This is a genomic window from Paenibacillus sp. Z3-2, from assembly GCF_054161325.1.
In genome coordinates this window covers 1,918,982-1,939,776 of sequence record NZ_CP096397.1, presented here as the reverse complement: position 1 = coordinate 1,939,776, position 20,795 = coordinate 1,918,982, and the positions used below count along the sequence as shown (strand labels likewise).

Annotated in this window: 14 protein-coding genes; 5 read left to right on the top strand and 9 right to left on the bottom strand. The window is 47.0% G+C overall.

The window, feature by feature from the left end:
- Positions 1 to 156 precede the first annotated feature (156 nt).
- The gene (locus M1D71_RS08650; protein ID WP_458126109.1) at positions 157 to 1,491 is read right to left on the bottom strand and encodes an MFS transporter; all 1,335 of its coding nucleotides are present in this window, start codon (positions 1,489 to 1,491) and stop codon (positions 157 to 159) included.
- 253 nt (positions 1,492 to 1,744) lie between these two features.
- Between M1D71_RS08650 and yhbH the strand changes: the two genes are divergently transcribed.
- Together yhbH and M1D71_RS08640 are read left to right on the top strand one after the other, a co-directional pair.
- Entirely contained in the window at positions 1,745 to 2,914 is a 1,170-nt protein-coding gene (gene yhbH / locus M1D71_RS08645; RefSeq protein ID WP_458126108.1) for a sporulation protein YhbH, read from the top strand.
- Complete coding sequence (locus tag M1D71_RS08640) at positions 2,911 to 4,347, top strand: SpoVR family protein (RefSeq protein ID WP_458126107.1); 1,437 nt, start codon at positions 2,911 to 2,913, stop codon at positions 4,345 to 4,347. The genes yhbH and M1D71_RS08640 overlap by 4 nt, the downstream gene beginning before the upstream one ends.
- A 143-nt stretch (positions 4,348 to 4,490) precedes the next feature.
- Here M1D71_RS08640 and M1D71_RS08635 read toward each other — a convergent pair whose 3' ends face one another.
- The 5 genes from M1D71_RS08635 to M1D71_RS08615 all read right to left on the bottom strand — a co-directional run bounded on the left by M1D71_RS08635 (position 4,491) and on the right by M1D71_RS08615 (position 14,600).
- Positions 4,491 to 6,965: an EAL domain-containing protein gene (locus M1D71_RS08635; RefSeq protein ID WP_458126106.1), complete on the bottom strand. Its 2,475-nt coding sequence runs from the start codon at positions 6,963 to 6,965 to the stop codon at positions 4,491 to 4,493.
- A 264-nt stretch (positions 6,966 to 7,229) separates the two neighbouring features.
- Positions 7,230 to 10,055: an endo-1,4-beta-xylanase gene (locus M1D71_RS08630; protein WP_458126105.1), complete on the bottom strand. Its 2,826-nt coding sequence runs from the start codon at positions 10,053 to 10,055 to the stop codon at positions 7,230 to 7,232.
- A gap of 265 nt (positions 10,056 to 10,320) precedes the next feature.
- Positions 10,321 to 11,325 (bottom strand): LacI family DNA-binding transcriptional regulator, encoded by a 1,005-nt coding sequence (locus M1D71_RS08625; protein WP_145319714.1) that lies wholly within the window; start codon positions 11,323 to 11,325, stop codon positions 10,321 to 10,323.
- A 129-nt stretch (positions 11,326 to 11,454) separates the two neighbouring features.
- Positions 11,455 to 12,462 (bottom strand): protoglobin domain-containing protein, encoded by a 1,008-nt coding sequence (locus M1D71_RS08620; RefSeq protein WP_458126104.1) that lies wholly within the window; start codon positions 12,460 to 12,462, stop codon positions 11,455 to 11,457.
- Positions 12,463 to 12,704: 242 nt separating this feature from the next.
- Positions 12,705 to 14,600 carry a PrkA family serine protein kinase gene (locus tag M1D71_RS08615; protein ID WP_458126103.1) on the bottom strand — a complete coding sequence of 632 codons (1,896 nt, stop codon included), beginning with the start codon at positions 14,598 to 14,600 and terminating at the stop codon, positions 12,705 to 12,707.
- Positions 14,601 to 14,961: 361 nt separating this feature from the next.
- Here M1D71_RS08615 and M1D71_RS08610 point away from each other — a divergent pair, with 361 nt between their 5' ends.
- Complete coding sequence (locus tag M1D71_RS08610; protein ID WP_458126102.1) at positions 14,962 to 15,807, top strand: DUF2161 domain-containing phosphodiesterase; 846 nt, start codon at positions 14,962 to 14,964, stop codon at positions 15,805 to 15,807.
- A 109-nt stretch (positions 15,808 to 15,916) separates the two neighbouring features.
- On the opposite strand, the gene M1D71_RS08605 is transcribed toward M1D71_RS08610, so the two are convergent.
- The 3 genes from M1D71_RS08605 to M1D71_RS08595 all read right to left on the bottom strand — a co-directional run bounded on the left by M1D71_RS08605 (position 15,917) and on the right by M1D71_RS08595 (position 18,747).
- Positions 15,917 to 16,543 carry an FMN-dependent NADH-azoreductase gene (locus M1D71_RS08605; protein ID WP_458126101.1) on the bottom strand — a complete coding sequence of 209 codons (627 nt, stop codon included), beginning with the start codon at positions 16,541 to 16,543 and terminating at the stop codon, positions 15,917 to 15,919.
- A gap of 189 nt (positions 16,544 to 16,732) precedes the next feature.
- On the bottom strand, positions 16,733 to 17,956 hold the full coding sequence (locus tag M1D71_RS08600) for an aminotransferase-like domain-containing protein (protein ID WP_458126100.1): 1,224 nt from the start codon (positions 17,954 to 17,956) through the stop codon (positions 16,733 to 16,735).
- Positions 17,957 to 18,090: 134 nt separating this feature from the next.
- A complete protein-coding gene (locus M1D71_RS08595; RefSeq protein WP_458126099.1) occupies positions 18,091 to 18,747 on the bottom strand; it encodes a response regulator in 657 nt (218 codons plus the stop codon).
- A gap of 441 nt (positions 18,748 to 19,188) precedes the next feature.
- On the opposite strand from M1D71_RS08595, the gene M1D71_RS08590 reads away from it, so the two are divergent.
- Both M1D71_RS08590 and M1D71_RS08585 read left to right on the top strand, forming a co-directional pair.
- Positions 19,189 to 19,599 carry a uroporphyrinogen-III C-methyltransferase gene (locus tag M1D71_RS08590; RefSeq protein ID WP_062833490.1) on the top strand — a complete coding sequence of 137 codons (411 nt, stop codon included), beginning with the start codon at positions 19,189 to 19,191 and terminating at the stop codon, positions 19,597 to 19,599.
- The gene (locus tag M1D71_RS08585; RefSeq protein WP_458126098.1) at positions 19,596 to 20,660 is read left to right on the top strand and encodes a phosphodiester glycosidase family protein; all 1,065 of its coding nucleotides are present in this window, start codon (positions 19,596 to 19,598) and stop codon (positions 20,658 to 20,660) included. Before M1D71_RS08590 ends, M1D71_RS08585 begins: the two co-directional genes overlap by 4 nt.
- The last annotated feature ends 135 nt before the right edge of the window (positions 20,661 to 20,795 follow it).

Below are 20,795 nucleotides of genomic sequence, written 5' to 3'. Positions count from 1 at the left end.
TGTATTCTGCTGTCTGTCGTTTAAGCACTTATTCATGATCAATTATGTTCTCATTGCACAAACGCGAATAAGCTCCAGACATGTTCTGTGAGGAACACTGCCTGAAGCCATGCGTAATCCGTTGAGAAACTTAATATGAAAACCGTTGAACAATCATCAGGTGAACCTTACATTTGAACTTTTCCCAGGAGCTCCGAAGCTCCCATTTCGCCCTTCCTCCTGATCTGCCAGTGTAGCATCCTGCATTCCCTTCTGTACCTTCACGCTTAACAATACAGCAATGCCCGCGACGAAAAAGAAGATAAGCGACAGAATGCCCCAACGCGTGGAACCTGTGATCTGTCCGACATAACCAAACACAAATGGACCGAAGATCGAAGAGAATTTGCCTGTAATATTCACAAAACCAAAATACTCTCCTGTTCTGCCTGCCGGCATCAGATTGCTAAACAGGGAACGAGCTGTGGATTGACTCACACCTTGCACGACTCCAACCAACCCGGCGAGCACATAGAAGTGCATCGCTTGTGTCATGAAATAACCCAGAATCACGATACATATGTATATCGATAGGCTAACGATTAATACCTGCTTTGCTCCCCAGCGCTGTGCCCATGCTCCCAGTAACAATGTGCATGGGAAACCGATGAACTGGGTTAACAGTAGTGCGAGCATCAAGTCGGCTGTGCCTATGCCTATACTTGTCCCATAGATGGTAGCCATCAGAATGATGGTATTAATGCCGTCATTAAAAAACCAGAAAGCCACCAGCATGCGGATTAACTGGGGAAAACGCCGCATCTGACGAAAGGTTTGCCGCAGTCTGCGAACTCCCACCGCAGCATACCCTTTCCACGATCCGGGCATATCCGGTGAAGCAGGCCTTCTCGGAGCATGGCGAAAGATCGGTATCGAAAACAGTAACCACCACAATGATACGGAGATGAACGCAAGCCTTGTACCTGCCAGTGTACTCTCCATTCCGAACCAGCCTGGTTGCTGAATCATCAGCATGTTCAAGGCAAGCAGCAAGCCTCCTCCAATGTAACCATAGGCATAACCTTTGGAGGATATCATGTCCCTTCGTTCCACAGGTACCAGATCCGGCAGCATTGCATCGTAAAAGGTGTTGCCACCCGCAAAACCAATGGTGGAAATGACCAGCAACGCCGAAGCAAGTAACCAGTCCCCTTCTCCGATCGCACTGAACCCTAATGTGGCAAGGACGCCTATAATGGCAAATACACGCAGGAAGTCGCCCTTCCGTCCTGACAAATCAGCCAACGTGCCAAGCAGCGGTGTTAGCAGAGCTACGCACAACATGCCAATGGAATGTGTGTAGGCCAGATAGGAGGCGGCTGTATCCGTATCCAGCGTTGCTGCAGCCACCGAAGCATAGAATACGGGCAGTACCGCTGCCAACACAGTTGTCGCATAAGCCGAATTGGCCCAATCATACATAATCCAGGCCTTGATTGCCTTTTTATTCACATAAATCCTTCCTTTTCATCTCTATTAAATGATTGATGTCTTTCTCCTATTGTAAAGGAAGGATATCACACTTGTTCACTGTTTCTGTAAAAAATGGAGCAGGTTCTGTTCTGAAGACTCACCTGACCTCCAGGGTGAACTTGCGGAATTGTATCATTTTATATCCGCTCTCATCACATATCGTCCTCGCCCGTGAATATACTTAATTACCGACAGGCCAAACTGTGCCGCGTAATCAATGGGGGGTGCCTACATGTCAAATTCACACCAGCCTTACTCGTTCGTCGTGTCGAAGGAAGATTGGTCGCTTCACCGCAAAGGGTACCAGGACCAGCAACGCCATCAGCAAAAGGTGAAAGATGTCATCAAGCAGAATCTGCCTGATCTGATCACGGAAGAAAACATCATCATGTCTGATGGAAAACAAATCATCAAGGTACCAATCCGCAGTCTGGATGAGTACCGTTTTGTGTATAACTACCAGAAGCAAAAGCATGTCGGTCAAGGAGACGGTGACAGTCAGGTCGGAGACGTCATCGGCCGTGATCCCGCTGCTTCGCAGAAACCCGGCAAAGGCGAAAAAGCTGGTGATCAGCCTGGTTATGATATTGTGGAAGCCGAAGTGAGTATTGAGGAACTGGAAGATATGCTCTTCGCTGAGTTGGAATTACCCGATCTGAAGCAGAAGGACAAAGACCTGATTGAGACACATACGGTAGTATTCAACGATATTCGTAAAAAAGGCATGCAGTCCAATATTGACAAGAAACGTACCATTCTGGAGAATCTGCGCCGCAATGCTACGACCGGTACGCCAGGCATCCATCACATCAGTCCGGATGACTTGCGCTACAAAACATGGGAAGACAAAATCATTCCACAATCCAATGCCGTTATTATTGCCATGATGGATACATCCGGGTCCATGGGTTCATTTGAGAAATACTGCGCGCGCAGCTTCTTCTTCTGGATGACCCGTTTTCTACGCCGTCAGTATGAGAAAGTCGAGATTGTTTTCCTCGCCCATCATACAGAAGCCAAGGAAGTGACCGAAGAAGAGTTCTTTACCCGTGGCGAGAGCGGAGGTACCATCTGCTCCTCTGTATATATGAAGGCACTGGATATTATTGACAGTCGATACCCGCCTTCCAGCTACAATATCTACCCATTCCACTTCTCTGACGGAGATAATCTGACCTCGGATAACGAACGGTGTGTGAAGCTGATCGGTGAGTTAATGAAACGCAGCAACATGTTCGGATATGGCGAGGTGAATCAGTACAACCGTAGCAGCACACTGATGTCGGCTTACCGTCATATCAAGATGGATCAGTTCATGTATTATGTGATCAAAGAAAAAGGCGAAGTGTACAAAGCTTTGCGCAGCTTTTTCCAGAAACGGGAAGGAGGCAGCGTTAGATGACAGATGAGATCCGCGACCTCGAATACGCCATTGCCGAGATTATGGAGATTGCCGATGGATTCGGTCTGGATTATTACCCCATGCGGTACGAAATCTGCCCATCGGATATTATTTATACCTTTGGAGCCTACGGCATGCCAACCAGATTCAGTCACTGGAGCTTCGGCAAAACATTTCATAAGATGAAAATGCAATACGATTTTGGACTCAGCAAAATTTATGAACTTGTCATCAACTCCAACCCTTGTTACGCCTTCCTGCTGGATGGCAACTCCCTGATTCAGAACAAATTGATCGTAGCCCACGTGCTGGCGCACTGCGATTTCTTCAAAAATAATGCCCGCTTCTCCAAATCCAACCGTAATATGGTCGAAAGCATGGCCGCTACGGCGGATCGGATTAGCAATTATGAGATGGAGTATGGTACCGAAGCGGTTGAAGCCTTTATCGATGCCGTGATCGCGATTCAGGAACATGTGGACCCACAGCTGATTAAACCCCGCCATTTGGACAAACAACGCTATATGGAGATGAAAATGCGGGAGCAGCGCGGTGAGAAAGCACCCAAGCCGGAAGGCCGCTATGATGATTTATGGTCACTTGATGATGTAAAGATCGAAGAAACACCGGCCGAAGGCATACAGGTCCATCACTTCCCCCCTGAACCAGAGAAGGATGTCATGTGGTTTATTCAGGAATTCTCGGAAGTGTTGACTGACTGGCAGCGAGATATCATGAGTATGATGCGTGAAGAGATGTTGTATTTCTGGCCACAGATGGAAACGAAAATCATGAACGAAGGCTGGGCTTCTTACTGGCATCAACGCATTATCCGTGAACTCGATCTCAACAGTGAGGATACGATTGAATTCGCGAAGCTCAACTCCTCCGTGGTGCAGCCATCCAAGCAAAGTCTGAATCCGTACTATTTGGGTCTGAAGATTTTCGAGGATATTGAACGGCGCTGGGATAACCCAACCCGGGAAGAACAGGATCGTTGGGGCCGTAAACCGGGCCAAGGTCGTGCCAAAATGTTCGAGGTACGTGAGTTCGATTCCGATACCTCCTTTATCCGCAATTACATGACCAAACAATTAACCGAGGATCTCGACCTCTACGTCTTTGAGAAAAAAGGCCCCGACTGGAAAATTACCGACAAGTCCTGGGAAAACATACGGGATCAGCTCGTATTTTCACGTGTCAACGGGGGTTCCCCTTATCTGGTCGTGCAAGATGCCGACTATCTGCGGACCGGGGAACTCGTACTGAAGCATCAATATGAGGGCATCGAGTTGGACCTGAAATATATGGAGCGCACCATGCCTTATCTGTATCGCCTCTGGGGGCGTACGGTACATGTGGAGACACGTGTTGAGGATAAACCGATCTGGTTTACGTATGATGGCAAGAAGCACCACCGCAAGTTTATGTGAGGTTCAAACAGGCCCTTTCCCTTTTGAAAAAGAGAACCTTCGTATCACGCATGAAGGATGGCGACATATCATAATAAAACACAAAAAGCGGCAAGTTCCTGATATACACGGGGACTTGCCGCTTGGCACATACTTCACTCTGATTATACCGTTGGTGTTCCATTGCCCTGCAACCGTAGCGGTACAAAAAAGTCATGTTCGACTTCACTTGCCGGCAGCGGACGACTGAAATAATATCCCTGAATCTCACGGCAGTCATTCTGCATCAGAATATCCAGTTGACCTTTCGTCTCAATACCTTCGGCAATGACTTCCATCTGGAGATTCTGAGCCATCGATATAATGGTCGCTACAATCGCCTGATCGCTGTGGCTCTCTGTAATGTCCGTCACGAATGAACGATCAATCTTGAGCTTGTGAATCGGGAAATTCTTCAGATAACTCAGTGAACTGTATCCTGTACCGAAATCATCCAGGCTGATTTTGACACCCAGTGCCGTGAGTTCTTTCAGGATTGCTGTGGAGACTGTTGCATCCATCATCATGCTCTCTGTAATCTCCAGCTCCAGATAACGGGCTTCTAGCCCTGTCTCATGGAGGGCGTTCTTCACCTGTTCCACCAAGTTGGATTGATGGAACTGCTGGCTGGACAAGTTAACCGATACCGGAATGAGCGGTCCGCCACTGGCATGCCAGAACTTCATCTGTCTGCATGCTTCCCGTAGTGTCCAGTTACCAATCTCATAGATCATGCCCGTCTCTTCTGCAAGCGGGATGAATACATTGGGTGCGAGCAGACCTTTGAGTGGATGATTCCAACGAATAAGTGCCTCCACCCCAATCATGCGGCTATCCTGGGTACGAATCTGCGGTTGATAGTACAGGACCATCTCATCGCGCTCCAATGCTTTACGCAAGTAACCTTCCAGTTCAATGCGTTCATAGAGCTCCGAGTCCAGTTGGGCAGTGTAGAATTGAAAACCATTCTTGCCGTTCTTCTTCACTTCATACATGGCGGAGTCCGCATGTTTCAGCAAAGAATCTGCTCCTGCTCCATGGTGTGGATACATCGCGATTCCGATGCTGGCTGTCACGTAAAAGTCATTTTCCTTCAATCGGTAAGGTAGCTGTATGGCTTCTACAATCTGTTTTGCAAGCTCGGCCACCCGAACCTCAGTCGCTTGCTCATGGGTTACCACCAATGTGAATTCGTCACCGCCTATACGGGCCAGCATGACATTGTCCATGGCTTTTGGATCAGAAGCTTCGATCGCTGCCATGATTCGGCTGCTGACTTCTTTTAGAAATACATCCCCAATGGAATGTCCCAGCGAATCATTAATCATTTTGAAACGATCTATATCCATCACCATAACGGCAAAAGAATGCCCTGTTTCCTCCGAAGCTTGGATCGTGTAAGCCAGCACGTCATCCAACTTGCGTCGATTGGGCAGCCCCGTCAGCGGATCATGCAGGGCTTGGTGACGAATGCTCTCCTGAACCCTCTTCTCTTCCGTTATATCTTTGATCAAAATGTGGCTTCCCACATGTTTACCATCAATGACAACAGGAACCACGACGATACTAAGGTCCAAAAGTTCACCCTGTACGTCCCTCATCTTGGCCATATAATGCGCCTGCTCAAGCCCATAATCATCCCAATCGATGGAATCAAATTCACTTATCCACTCGATATCGATCTGCTGAGCGATATCATCAATGGAACGATCCATGACCTCTTTTTCAGGGTATCCGGTGATCGTCGTTACAGCAGCATTAATGCCTTTGACAATGCCTTCCTTGTCCACTGAAATTATAGCATCGGAATGGTTATGATACAGGGCCTGATACCACTGCTCATTCTCATGAATCCGTTGATCCTTCTCAGACATTCGTTGATTGATAAATATGCCGAACAACGTCAAGCCCAATGCAATAAATGTACCTGATGCAATCAAATAGGCGAGAATGTCTGGCTCAATCTGCATGCCTGAACTTACCATCGTGCCATGTGAATGATGGAAATGTGCGGCTGACATCCCGGTATAGTGCATTCCTGAGATTCCGATGCCCATAATGAGACCGCTGCCCATCTTGTAAACCCAGGTATGTCTGGAATGACGATAACGGAAGAAAAACATAAGCCACAATGCCGCGAATGAAGCAACTGCTGCAATCAAAATGGACAACACCACTCTGCCTGGTTCATACGTAACAGGAGTCGACATGGCTGCCATGCCCACATAATGCATCGAGCTGATCCCGGCAGTCATGAGTACTCCAGCAATCATGAGCTTGCTTATCTTGCCGGATTGTCTGCCCGCAATGTTCAAGGCCACCCCGGATGCGACAATAGCGAGTAGAACAGATAAAACAACCTTCTCCGTGGAATAGGAGACCTGCGTAGGCAAAACAAATGCCAGCATACCCACGAAGTGCATGGACCAGATTCCCAGACCCATGGAGACTGCACCGCAGGTAAGCCATACATTCCGCGCTACCCCGCTAGCCTGACTTACACGGCCTGCAAGGTCAAGCGCTGCATAAGAAGCTAACGATGCAATAATATAGGATAAAATAACAAGTTCTAAGTTGTACGTACCATGTAGGTGCTCCACTCACTCTGTCCTTTCAACCGGGAAATGCCTCATATGTATGCAAAAATGTAAAAAAGAAGCGAGTGCGCTGTCTGGATGACAGGCACTCCCTCCGCATCATTTGACTTGTGAACACGGACTTAGTTCAAGCCAGTGTCATACATCGGAACCCGTTAATATCAATGTTTATAGTCTAAACGTCCTAGCCTTGGAAATCAACACTTTTTTCCAGAAACACGGATGTTTAATACCTGACATTTGCACATCCAAATACAGATCGAATATCTATTTGCGAGTCAGTAACAGACTGCCAAAACCGGAAGTGTCTTGATAAGAATTACCTGATGAATCACTCCAGATGGAGACACTGCTTCGCTTGCCGTCTCCGGCTCCATCATCATTAACCTGGAGATCAAATCCAATCCATCTTTTCCCTTCAGTCAGAACACTCTCCAGTGGTATTGCCACTTCAACTGTATATCCTTCACTGGTTAATCGGGTGGCTGATTTGAAGCTTTCTTTCTGTGCATTTCCTCCAAAAGAAGTCTCATTATCAAAGTTAACCCGGTACTGGGCGTCATCCTCCTGGTAGTATGTTGTCTGGTCTTTACTTGGGTCGATAAAAATCTCGATTGAATCCTGCTCATGTGCATTGGAACTTGACTTGCTTCGCAAAGGATCTTTGACGTCTGCCAGCACATATACATACTGTTCATCCCATAGGAGCTGTGCTGTCGCCGTTGCACCGGAATTTCCAAGCACCCAGACATCTGTGGAGATCGATGTTGCCTTTTTCCAGACTCGATCCTTCTGACCGTCTACAACCGGCGTGCCATAAGTGACCTTCACATGCTTCAGGGCAGAACCCAGCTTCAGTTTACCCCGATTGGCAGGTTTATCGGGCTGCTGATTGGAAATATCGTTCCATACGATCGTGGCTGTCTTTCCAGCAACATATTCGTCCATAATTCGAAAATCCAGAGACAGTACCTGCCCCTCTGTTAATAAAGCGGCTGACAAAGGCAGGGAGGCATATACGATATATCCCGTTTTGGTCTCCTGTACGCTGTATGCAATCTTATCCTTGCCTTTGCTTCCCTCCCGCTTGAACGTATACTGACCATTCGTGGAAGGCGGATTTTTTTTCTTGGCTGATAAAATCTCTCCAGAAGGTGCAGCGGCTGTGCCCTGTGTTTCTTCCGTAAGGAAAACCTGAAGCTGATCACCTTTGCGACGTGTCGTGTCCTTAACTTCCACTCGCAAATTCACCTTTTTGGCATCCCAGAGAACTCTCGCCTCACCGGTAACCCCGGATGTACCATCTGCCAGATCATTAATATTCAGTCCTCTTACAGCACCCCACAGCATATCTTCCTGCCCTTTGCGATCTGGGAGAGAAGGGCTAGCCTTAGGCGCTGTCCATTCATTTCGATATATCGGAAGAGTGGCAGGATCCACCAATGCCCAATAGGCCGGTTTCGCTTTCAATTTACGATCGAACAGCAACGGTGCGTCTTTACGTCCTTTGACCGGATGATTGTCAAGCCATGTCCCATCATCGGCAAGTCCCCATACGGTGACACTGTCCATTACGCCGCGTTTTCCCAAATCTTCGAACAGGTCGAACAGTTCACGATAACGATAAGCTTGTTGCAGCATTAATTCATCTGTGACAGGCATCTCCAGTTCTGAATTACTTGAATAGATCGAAACGTCCAGCTCGGTAACCTGTACATTCACACCAAGAGCGATCACTTTCTCAAAAGCCTCACGAATGAGCTTTACATCCGGTCCGTACATCGACACATGCATCTGGAATCCAACCGCATCAATGGGTGTCCCTTGCGCCAGCAGCTTCTCTACAAGCTTCACCATATCGTTCAGCTTGCTTGCACTGCCCTCCAGTCCATAGTCATTAATCACCAATACCGCATCAGGGTCAGCCTCGCGTGCATATCGGAAAGCCAGCTCAATGTAATCACTGTCATCTCCGTCGCCATCCACATCCCCTATAATGTCTCTCCACTTGGAACCACTAGCCTGATTGCGCAAGCCGCCTCCATCCGAGATGACTTCATTGACGACATCCCATGTGTGAACCTTTCCTTTGTACCGGGTCACGATGGTCTGAATATGTGTTTTCATCCGTGCAAGCAACTGTTCCCGCGTGGCAGGTTTCGAAGCATCGTTCGGATCGGTAAAGAACCACTCCGGCACCTGACTATGCCATAACAACGTATGACCTCTGACCTCCATGCCATTTGCCTCGGCAAAGTTCACCAGACGATCCGCTTCGGACCAGACAAATTGTCCTTCCTGAGGCTGCATCGCATCCATTTTCATAAAGTTTCCAGCTGTAATGCTATTAAAATGTTTCGTCAACAACTGGGAATGCGGATCTTCCGAATCCAGTGCAGACTGGTCGATTGCCGCTCCCATTGCATAATGTTGTCCGACGATATCCACTAGATCCGGAATGTTCGGCTCTATTTCAATTTTTTCAGCTTCCGTAATCAGAACATCATCCACGTAAAACGTGATCGTATCGGACGGTGTCACTTCCGCTGACGTCTTCCATGGTGTCTCTGCGTACATCCGGAATCCCGTGATGCCGCTATTTTCTCCAGGGATCACCACATCGGCCTCAATTTTTTTCCATTGCCCTTTGTTCAGGGTAGCAGAAGCAAACGTAGCATATTCTCGACTTGAGGCGTCGTTATTGTACTCCTTCTCCAGTGACCCGTTAATGACCTGACTGTCGGGTCCTTCATCGTACATGGCCCAAAACGAAATATGAACCGTACTGCCTTTCTGTACATGGTTTATTACCTCAATTAAGGGTCCATGGAACGTTTCTGTACGGGATGAGGTTCTCAGGCTGTGCGTACTGTCATGGCCCACTTCCGTCACGATATCGAGCTTCTCATTTCCACGTGGACGCCATTGTCCCAACACACCGTCTTCAAAATTAGCTTCAAACAGCGGTTCATCATTGCCTGTCTTCACGTCCGCAGCCGCTTGAGCATGTGCCCCTCCTGTTCCCATACTTGGGAACAGACTGAAGATCAATACCGCCGACAAGCACAAGCTCCACCATTTTCTCAAATGCATCCAATCTCCTCCTTGGTTAGTTGTTTGTGAAGAGTAACTTTTGCTCTGTCATGTGCCAGCCCTGTACAAGATCGTTGTGCAGGATTAGATAGACATTAATGAACAGAGAAATTGTAAGCACTTTCATTATACGATTGCCAGCAGACTTTGTTTACCCGTTAAACTATAGGACTTGCTCTAAATATGTTTAATCCTATTTAGGGAAGTATAGAACGACAAAAAGCACAGCTTGTTAGCTGTGCTCCGTGTTAACGTCATTACATAGTTACACCTTTAAAGGTGCTGTCGTCTGACGGATCACCAGATTGGAAGGTTCCGTAACGACGGGAGGAGAATAAGCCGGATTCTCGATCATGGCAATCAGATATTCGATAGACTTGATGCCAATGGAATAGATATTCTGATTCACCGTGGTCAACCCAGGTTTGAATACCTCAGCATAATATGTGTTGTCGAACCCGACAACCGAGATATCTTCTGGCACACTCAGTCCATGCTTTTCAATTTCATGAATTGCACCAAAGGCAGACATGTCTGAAGCACAGACAATTCCTGTGGGTTGATCCTGAAGTGCCAGCAATCGCCGGGCAGCCTTGCTTCCCCCATCGAATGAATAATCGCAAACTTCCAGATATACCGTTGAATACGGAATGCCGCATTCTCGCAGCCCTTCCCGATATCCTTCCAGTCGCAGATTGGCTACGGCAGGTCCTAGTGTCCCTGAGATATAGGCAATCTTGCGATGCCCAAGCTCATGCAGATGTTTGACACTCATCGAGATCCCGTTTGCGTTATCCGTAGTAATGTAACCCGCACGCTTGCCGAGCATGTCCGTATCAACAAACATCGTTGGAATCTCTGCATCCACCAGTTCCTGAATACTCGCATTTTCTCTGCCTTCCCCGAATACCACAACGCCATCTACATTACGACTACGGCAATGTTTGATGAACGAATAAGCCGGATCATCGAATCGAGTCGACAAGCGGACAAGATCATACCCACTGTTCTCCAGCGCAGTCTTGATCCCCTCCAGCAATTCTGATACAAAAGGGTTCGTAAACGGAACCGTTAACAGTACGCCTACCGTCCATGAACGGCGTTTTACAAGTCCACGTGCGACCACATTGGGTTGATATTTCAATAATTCGATGGCTATATTGACTTTTTTGCGCGTTTTTTCACTTACATCGGGATAATCGTTTATCACTTTGGAAACGGTTGCAACAGATACTCCCGCTTCCTTGGCCACATCATGGATAGAAGCCATCTGATCACCTCAACCTCTTTCAAATCCCCTGTCTCCGGCTGCATTTTCTATAACATCGGCAGGTTTGTCTACCCATTATAGCTTAAAACAGCCTGAAACGGTATGGAAGCTTCCTAATGGATTTAACGTCTATTCCTGCTGTTCCAGTTTCTTCAAATCCAGAGACAGTTTCTCCATTGTTGTTGCAAATACAGCGAGTTCAGCCGAGCGTGACGCTTGGCTACGTGCCCCTCTGGACGTATGATCCGACTCCTGCTGCACACTGCTCAGTTTCTTCATGATTTGCTCCAGATTAGACTGGATTTTACCTTGGGCATCCCGGGAGCTAGCGGCAAGTTTGCGCACCTCACTGGCGACCACTTCGAAGCCCCGGCCGAACTCGCCTGCATGAGCAGCTTCAATTGCTGCATTCAGGCCGACAAGATGACTCTGATCCGATATCTCGCGAATGAGTTCACCCATTTTTCCAATCTGATGGATCTCCCCTGTTAATTCGGTGAGCAGAACCTGAGCCTGATCCTGAGAAGCTGCTGTTTCTTTGGCTACACTCGATATAGCCATTGCATTTTCATTTAATTCACTAATCATGCCTGTAAGCTCTTGGGTAATCTGCGTAATCGCCTGCAATGTATGTTGTTGGTCATCGGCAAGCTCATGTAACTTTTCTTTTTCTTTCTTCTCATAGGCCTCAAGGACAAGCTGTGAATCCAGATTGAACATTTTGCTGAGGGCTTGAATGACACGATGCCAGGAATCAGGGATAACCTGTTGGAATATGCTCGTTGCAATATCAAGATAGACCATATAGGTACCCAGATAATAATCTTCAGACAGACCAATACGGGAATGCACAAGTGCAATCGCAATCCGTTGCTCAATATATGCGTCGTCAACAATTCCGTCCGTCATGGATAACCAGTACATTTTCTGTGTTTCTTTTAGACGATCAATGGTAGAGAAGCGAGCGATCAGATCTACCAATTCAGGATAATTTCCCACATGATTGTAGAAATGATCTACCACTTCATTAACGACTTTTTTAAAAACAGGCCGATGATCGGCAAGCAGTGCCAGATCCCCTGCGGTTAATCCCATGTAATCAAGTTGCTTCTGTCTTGTTGCGGAAATACTGCTCATATCGGGTTCAGTCAGCTCCTTAATAAACACTAAATTACTTTAAAATGTAAATATATGTATCGATTATAGACTAAAATACCTAAATATACATATACCATTAGAACTAATTCTCTTTAAAATTAACCTTATTTGTCAGCTTTTAGATTAATATGACCCTCATAGAATTAAAAAGGCCCTGACCCTGCTGTGAAGGAGCCTCACAGCAGGCATCAGGAGCCTGATCCGGAATGGTTCGTTGCCGATTAGCGATTAAGCAGACTGCCCACATAACGTAGCAGTTCATTCGCGCTGGCTGCGGTGTATCCATGTTCCTCAATTAAGCGTTTAATGACTTCATTCATACGTTTCAATTGTGTTGCATCCGGTGTTTTGGTTGAGGTTGTGATCTTGACGATGTCTTTCAGATCGGTAAACAACTTCTTCTCAATCGCTTCACGCAAACGGTCATGGCTGCTGTATTCGAACTTGCGCTCCTTGCGGGAGTATGCCGAGATTCGGATTAGAATCTCTTCCCTGAACGCTTTCTTTGCATTCTCGGAGATCCCGATCTGCTCCTCGATGGAACGCATCAGACGCTCATCCGGGTCCATCTCTTCATCCGTGAGCGGGTCACGAATTTTGGACCAGTTGCAGAATGCTTCAATGTTATCGAGATAATTCTCGAACAACGTTCTTGCGGACTCCTCGAATGAGTACACAAATGCTTTCTGCACTTCCTTCTTGGCCAGTTCATCATACTCCTTGCGTGCAAGAGCGATAAAGTTCAGATAACGCTCCCGCTCTTCCTTTGTAATCGAGGCATGCTGGTCCAGACCATCCTTGATCGCCCGCAGAATGTCCAGCGCGTTAATGCACTGAAGATTTTGCTTGATCAAAGCACTCGAGATCCGGTTAATGACATACCGTGGATCAATGCCGGACATCCCTTCATCCAAATACTCATTTTGCATCTCGCGCAGATCGGCTTCTTTGTAGCCTTCCACTTCTTCACCATCATACATCCGCATCTTTTTAACGAGATCCATGCCTTGTTTCTTCGTTTCCTTCAAGCGGGTAAGTATCGAAAAAATGGCTGCAGTCCGCAGTGCATGCGGTGCAATATGAACATGCTTCATGTCACTTTGTTGAATGAGCTTGGCATAGATTTTCTCTTCCTCGGACACTTTCAGATTGTACGGAATCGGCATGACAATCATCCGGGATTGCAGCGCCTCATTCTTCTTGTTGGAGATAAACGACTTATACTCCGATTCATTCGTATGCGCCACAATCATTTCATCCGCACTGATTAAGGCGAAGCGTCCTGCTTTGAAGTTCCCTTCCTGCGTGAGCGACAGGAGATTCCACAGGAATTTCTCATCACATTTCAACATCTCCTGGAACTCCATCAACCCACGGTTCGCCTTGTTCAACTCCCCATCAAAACGATAGGCACGTGGATCAGATTCGGAACCGAACTCCGTGATGGTGGAGAAGTCGATACTGCCCGTCAGATCGGCAATATCCTGCGATTTCGGATCGGATGGACTGAACGTTCCGATCCCCACCCGATTATCTTCAGAAACAATGACCCGTTCCACCGGCACCTTGCTGATATCACCACCATATTCGGTACGGAGTCTCATCTGGCAGGATGGGCACAGGTTACCCTCAATTCGGACTCCAATTTCCTTCTCCACTTCAGGACGAAGCTCCAATGGGATCAGATGCAGCGGTTCCTCATGCATCGGGCATCCATCAATGGCGTATATGGCACCTCTCTCTGTCCGTGAGAACTGTTCAAGACCTCGCTTCAACAACGTCACCAGCGTGGATTTCCCTCCACTTACGGGACCCATAAGGAGCAAGATCCGCTTCCGTACATCCAGACGACGTGCTGCCGAGTGGAAGTATTCTTCGACCAGCTTTTCAATCGAACGGTCCAGCCCAAAGATCTCCTGCTCAAAAAACTTGTACCGCTTATGCCCACCTACTTCTTCCACGCCAAACGATTCAATCATCTCATACACTCTGGCGTGAGCCGTCATTGCCGGAGTCGGGTCCTCTCTCAGCAGTGCAATATAATCTTCAAATGTTCCGTTCCATGTCAAACGGTCACTCTCTGCCCGATGTTCCGCAACGCGTTCAAAAATATTCATGCTTGGTACCTCCCATGGCTCCTTTAGTGTGATTGTCAACCATTCCGAATGGTATGAAGAAATCAATAGAATTGCGGCTCCTGCTTGAATACCAATCTTGCGGTCCTGTGTAGTCCCGCCACCCTCTGTTCAAACGTCTTGTATTGTTGTGAAAAGTGTATTACATACCTATGCGGCAATTCGGGTAAGTTGACCTCTTTTTTTCAATCCAAGGTTTCGAATTTTGGCTATTCCCTGTTCTATCAGACATCTTGTGCCTTCAGAAAAAAAAGAACGAATATGATATAATGAGGGTTCTAATTCAGGAAACCGGACAACGTATGGCCAGAGACAAGGACACTTCAGGAAAGGAGCAGGGACGATGGCAGTGAAATACGAAACCGAATTATATCCACCTGTGAAGGCTTTTTTCGAGCAGCGCGGCTTCGACGTCAAGGCGGAAGTCAGACATTGTGACCTCGTCGGGGTCAGATCGGACCAGGATGAACCACTGATTGTGGAGATGAAAAAAACATTCAACCTCTCCCTGTTGTTGCAGGGCATGCAGCGCTTGAAGCTTAGTCCGTTCGTGTATCTGGCCGTCGAGCGCAATCGCAGCAAACGTGGAGCTGTGAACCAACGCTGGAGTGAACTGACTGCACTATGCAGGCAACTTGGTTTGGGACTGCTGACTGTCACATTTTACAAAACCAAATCACCCCTAATTGATGTACTGTGCGAACCTTCCGTCCTGACAACCCCCACTAGCCGCAATGAAGTTGCCCGCAAAAGCGGTGTTCGGCGGAAACGATTGCTCAAGGAATTCGACGAACGCAGCGGAGACTACAATACGGGAGGCAGCACACGAAGACAGTTGGTCACGGCATATCGTGAGAAGGCCTTACGTGTCGCATCCGCTCTACGAACGAACGGAGAAGCCTCTCCCGCCAACCTTGCCAGACAGACAGGCGTAGGTTCTGCAGCGGCGATTCTGCAAAAGAATTATTATGGCTGGTTCGAACGCCTCTCCCGTGGGAAGTATATTCTGACGATTAGGGGAGTGCAGGCGTTAACCGAGCATGCACACATGCTTGAGGATAATGATATGATTGAACGAACCATTAATGAACTTGATGTAACGTTTTCCGTACCTGGTGAAAATAAGGACGACCTTGCACACATTGCTGAAGCAGCAGCGTTGTACTTGAAAAATACAGGCAATATCTGATCCGAAATCACCCGAAGTGACGGATGCGAAAAAATGAGAATGCAAAAACACCTGTAATCTCTACTCGAGACTACAGGTGTTTTTGTTTGTTCTATATAGATGATTGCTATTAGAAGCTTGCTGCTACATCGGAAGCCAATTTCAGACCTGCAGTAACGATTTCTTCAGCACGATCTGCAGAAGCGTTATGTCCTTCAACGATAACCACTTCAGGGTTTTGAATGCCCCACAAGCCGATAACTGTTTTCAGGAAGTTCAGGGACATTTCAGCAGCTGCCATTGGGCCTTCGGAATAAACGCCACCACGTGCGTTAAGCAAAGCTACTTTTTTGTCGCCAGCAAGTCCTACAGGACCTTCAGCAGTGTATTTGAATGTTTTACCAGCTTGGCTCAGGTAAGCAATGTAGTTTACCAATGGAGCTGGAACAGTGAAGTTCCACAGTGGGAATGCAAATACAACTTTGTCAGCTGCCAGGAATTGATCTTGCAATTGTGCTGCAAGTGAAGCTGCTTTTTGCTCGTCAGCTGTCAGTTCAAAACCGTTAGCTGCTTTGTAAGTACCTGTGATAGCTGTGTTACCATAGAATGGGAATTCTGTATTGTAGAGGTCCAGCTCAGTAACTGTGTCACCTGGGTGGGACTCTTTGTATGCGCTCAAGAATGCATCGTACAATTTAACGCTGACTGCTTGATCTGCAGGACGGTCATTTGCTTTTACGAATAAAATATTAGACATGTTGAATTTTCCCCCGTTAGATAAAATATATGAGTGCTTTTTCTGAACTCACCACAATTGCAGCTTATATAAAGAAACCAACAACTCATTAATTCATATTATATATAAAAATGTTAGTGGATGCAATAACGTAATCACAATGTTTATGAACCAATTTGGATTTTGCTACAATCTATTTTTCGATCCGGCTCAGCTGCGAGCCGTAAATTCAGATATGGTTTCACTGATCAGGTTCATGCCAAGCAGCAATTCATCGCGTCCCGGATGGCTAAAGTTCAATCGAATGTAGCGTTGATCCTGTACACCTGTGGAGCATAGCGATCCAGGTAGAAAAGATACACCTTTGGGCAGAGCCGCCTTGAGCAGAGCGGTACTATCCAATCCTTCCGGCAATTGTACCCACAGATACATTCCGCCTTCAGGGATATTGTATTGACACCCTTTCCATCCCGGTCTTTTCAACAGTTCAAGCATCAGTTTGAGCCTGGTCTTATACTCCCGATTCAACATGGATAGATGATCACTCCATCGAAAAGGGGAATGGGCGAGCAGTTGATATAACAGCCGCTGATTCATCGGACTGGACTGACCATCTGCAATTCGTTTAACTGAAGCCATGGCCTGAATCAGTGCAGGGTGCCCAGCGGCCCATCCGGTTCGAAGAGCGGGCGCTACCGTTTTGCTAAACGAACCGATGTAGAGAACATGTCCACCCTGGTCGGCAGTATCCAGTGCAAAGAGTGAAGGATATTTACGATAGAATTCCGCCGGCTCCAGGCCATCGAAATGAAGCTCTCCGTAAGAATCATCTTCCACAAGCAGTACACCATAGCGTGAACACAGATCAAGCACAGCCTCCCGCCGCTCCATACTCCACAAAGCACCGGTCGGATTCGAGAAACTGGGTGCAGCAAAAAGCAGCTTCGGTCTCACCTGCTGCATGTGATGCTCCAAAAGGTCAGGCAGTATCCCGTCCAGATCACCCATCACGGGCACAATTTTGGCTCCTTGCATCTCCAGAACCTCAAGACAACCTGGAGATGTAGGATGTTCAACCAGCACGGAGTCTCCTGGTTCAAGCAATAGACGCATCACCAGATCGATGGCCTGCTGGGTACCAGTGGTCAACAGAATCTGCTCGGGTACCGTTCGTATGCCTTTGCGTGCATTCCAGTCTTTGTTCAGCCACTCTCTTAAGGGGGTGTAGCCTGCAGGCTCTCCATATTGCAATGCAGAAGGGCCTGAACTAAAGACAGACACCGCTGCTTCTTCCAGCAATTTGAAAGGAAACAACTCCTCCGCAGGCAATTCCTCTGCCAGAGAAATGAAATAATCCCTGCCAGACATCTCACGTATGTCCCTCAGCGGTGATGACAACAGCCTGTTGGTACGGGAAGCAAAGAAATATTCCATCGATCCGATCCCCTTTCGTCCCTATCGAAACTGAACTCGCAGTCCGCAGCCCTACAACCTATTCCTGCTCGCCATCGAATATGACCGGATGCACACCTGACCTGTTGTGATGCTAGAAGAACATACCTGGTTCGTCAGGATACCGTCTTCGATTGCCTTGCATGCAAGGCATAACGTTCAATGGCCTGTGCTCTGCTGCTTACTTCCAGCTTCACGTATATTTTACGCAAATAATTATCAATCGAGCGCCTGCTAACGTTGATCTCACTCGCTATTTTATCATAGGTTACCCCTTGAACAATTCTTTCCATGATAAAAGTTTCGGTTTCTGTTAATTCAATGACATGTTCTTCTGTTGGAGACTCGACGGGTTGCGCCCACTCCGCACTGTTTAACCACGATAATGGAATGGATACATGGCCCTCACGTAACCCCGAGATCAGATGAATCAGCTGGCTAGGGGAAGCCTGTTTGGATAGCATGCCGCTTGCACCAAGACTTATCAGATGACGAAACAGTTTCACATTGTCTTCATCGGTTAAAATGATGATGTGACTATGTGCTGACAGATTCTTCATCTGGGCAATATATTGATCTGCCTGGCCCTCCGGAAGACGATAATCCATGAGAACCAGATCAGGCTGGTGAATGTTCACCAGTTCGAGCCCTTCTGTTCCGGTCGAAGTCATGCCACGTACCGTCAGATCTTGCTGCTCTTCCAAAATCAATTTTGTACCGAGCATGCTGGTGGGGTGGATATCTACGATGACCACCTGCCATACTTTTTTCATTGTTGTTCCCCCTGTTATGTATTGGATAAATAACTTCTACCTTCTGTCATGATGATTCCCTCGTCTTGCGACAGTCCGAGTATAGAAGAAGCACAGGTCGGATTATGTCGAAAAACATAAAAATACAGGATGCAGCTGTTAAAAAAGCTCTATGTTCACTTTATTTTGTTATAAAAACACCATGACGTTCATCTCTCCATGCCCGGAAAAGTCAAAATATAGTATAAATTTCCTGCATTTCTATCTAAAAAAGTCGAAAAACCTGCCCAAAGTTCCTACTTATTGCATCTATAAGAAATTGTATCCTAGGACTTCCTTCCGATGCAATCTCTTTTTGCTCTATTAAGTAAAGAATTTCATTTTTGCGTAATCAATAGGGGCATGATAGAATGAGGACTGGAAAAATTATTTTTGTACCTATAAATGACCAGGAGTGATGATATGAAACCATCTGCCCCGCCCTCTGACATCCATCACACCCGGAGTGCCAAAGGCAAGGCCGGATCTTCAATCAAGCTGTTTCTGGTAATGTGGATTGTTCTCATTGCACTAGGAGTCGTTGGAACCTACTATTATAGTAACCATCTCCAGCAACAGATGATTAACCAGCTTCAGGCCCATAATCAGCAGCAGATTGCAGCGCTAAAAACCGACTATGAAAAGCAGCTAACAACGATATCGAAGGAAGTAGCCGACCTGCAAGGACAGGTTCAATCCTTCAATGAATTGCTGACTTTTACCAAGGATAATGCAAGTGACAAAACGGATAACAGCAACAAACTGTATACCCAGCTGAGCGAAGTCAAAAAACAACTGGAGACACTCCAGAAAAAGATGGACCTGCTCAAATGATTACACCCGTCAAACAGGTTAATCGTTTTTTTATGCTTGCACTCGCTCCTTTTGTTGGATTGATATTATGTCTGCTGCTGCTTCGTCCTCCGCTTGAACCCGGAGGTTTGATTCCCACCGAGTTGTCAGAGGACAGCATTACTCCCCGGACCCAAGCAATTAGCCAAGAGCTTGCCGGGGCAAAAGACGCTGCTGTCCAGACTTCTTCTTCTATTAAAAGAACGACACAGCTCTACAATAAGACAACGAGTACGATGTCTACACTTGTGCAGAAGGCTACTGCTCAGGCGGATCGCCCAGAAAGCATTTATAACAAACGAATCTCATCCAAGCTGGGCGTTCCATTTGAACGGGTAGACAGTGACCGGCTGACGATTGAAATGTACAGAGTGAATCCTGGTAGCTATAAGGGCTATGCCATGAAGATTAAGCTAAAAGATCCCACGGCCATGCAGATGGCTCTGGATAGCGAACCTGGACGTTCTGAGACAACCATGCAGGCTGTGAAGCGTAACGGCGCAATTGCCGGGATCAACGCGGGAGGGTTCGCTGACAGTGGCGGCAAACGTTATCCTCTCAGCACAACCGTCATGGACGGGAAATACGTGAATGGTTTTCAGGCCAGTTTCAAAGATCTGTTCTTTGTAGGACTTAACGATGCCGGCAAGCTGGTCGGAGGCAAGTTCTTCGATAAAAACTCGCTGGATCGCCTGCAACCACAATTCGGGGCTACGTTTGTGCCGGTGCTGCTACAGAATGGGCGCAAAACAGCAATTCCCGATAAGTGGAAGGTATCACCCAAACGAGCACCTCGTACAGTCATCGGCAATTATAAAGACGATCAGTTGTTGATCATTGTGGTCGATGGATATAATGAAGGCGGAAGTTCTGGTGCTACCCTTGAAGAATTGCAAGGACGGTTGTACAAGCTTGGGGTCATTGATGCCTATAATCTGGATGGTGGTGGATCTTCCTCGCTTATTCTGAATAATCGGGTTGTGAATAACCCTTCGGATGGCAGCCTCAGACCGGTACCCACACACTTTTTATTTTATAAATGATGGGGTGAAGCATTTCTTTTCTACTTATAATGGTTATAATAGAAGAAATAAAAGAAAATGAGCTTGTGCAGGAGGTGCGAAGGGTATGTCGTTTTCACTGACATTCTGGATTATTGCAGTTGTATTGACTCTCTT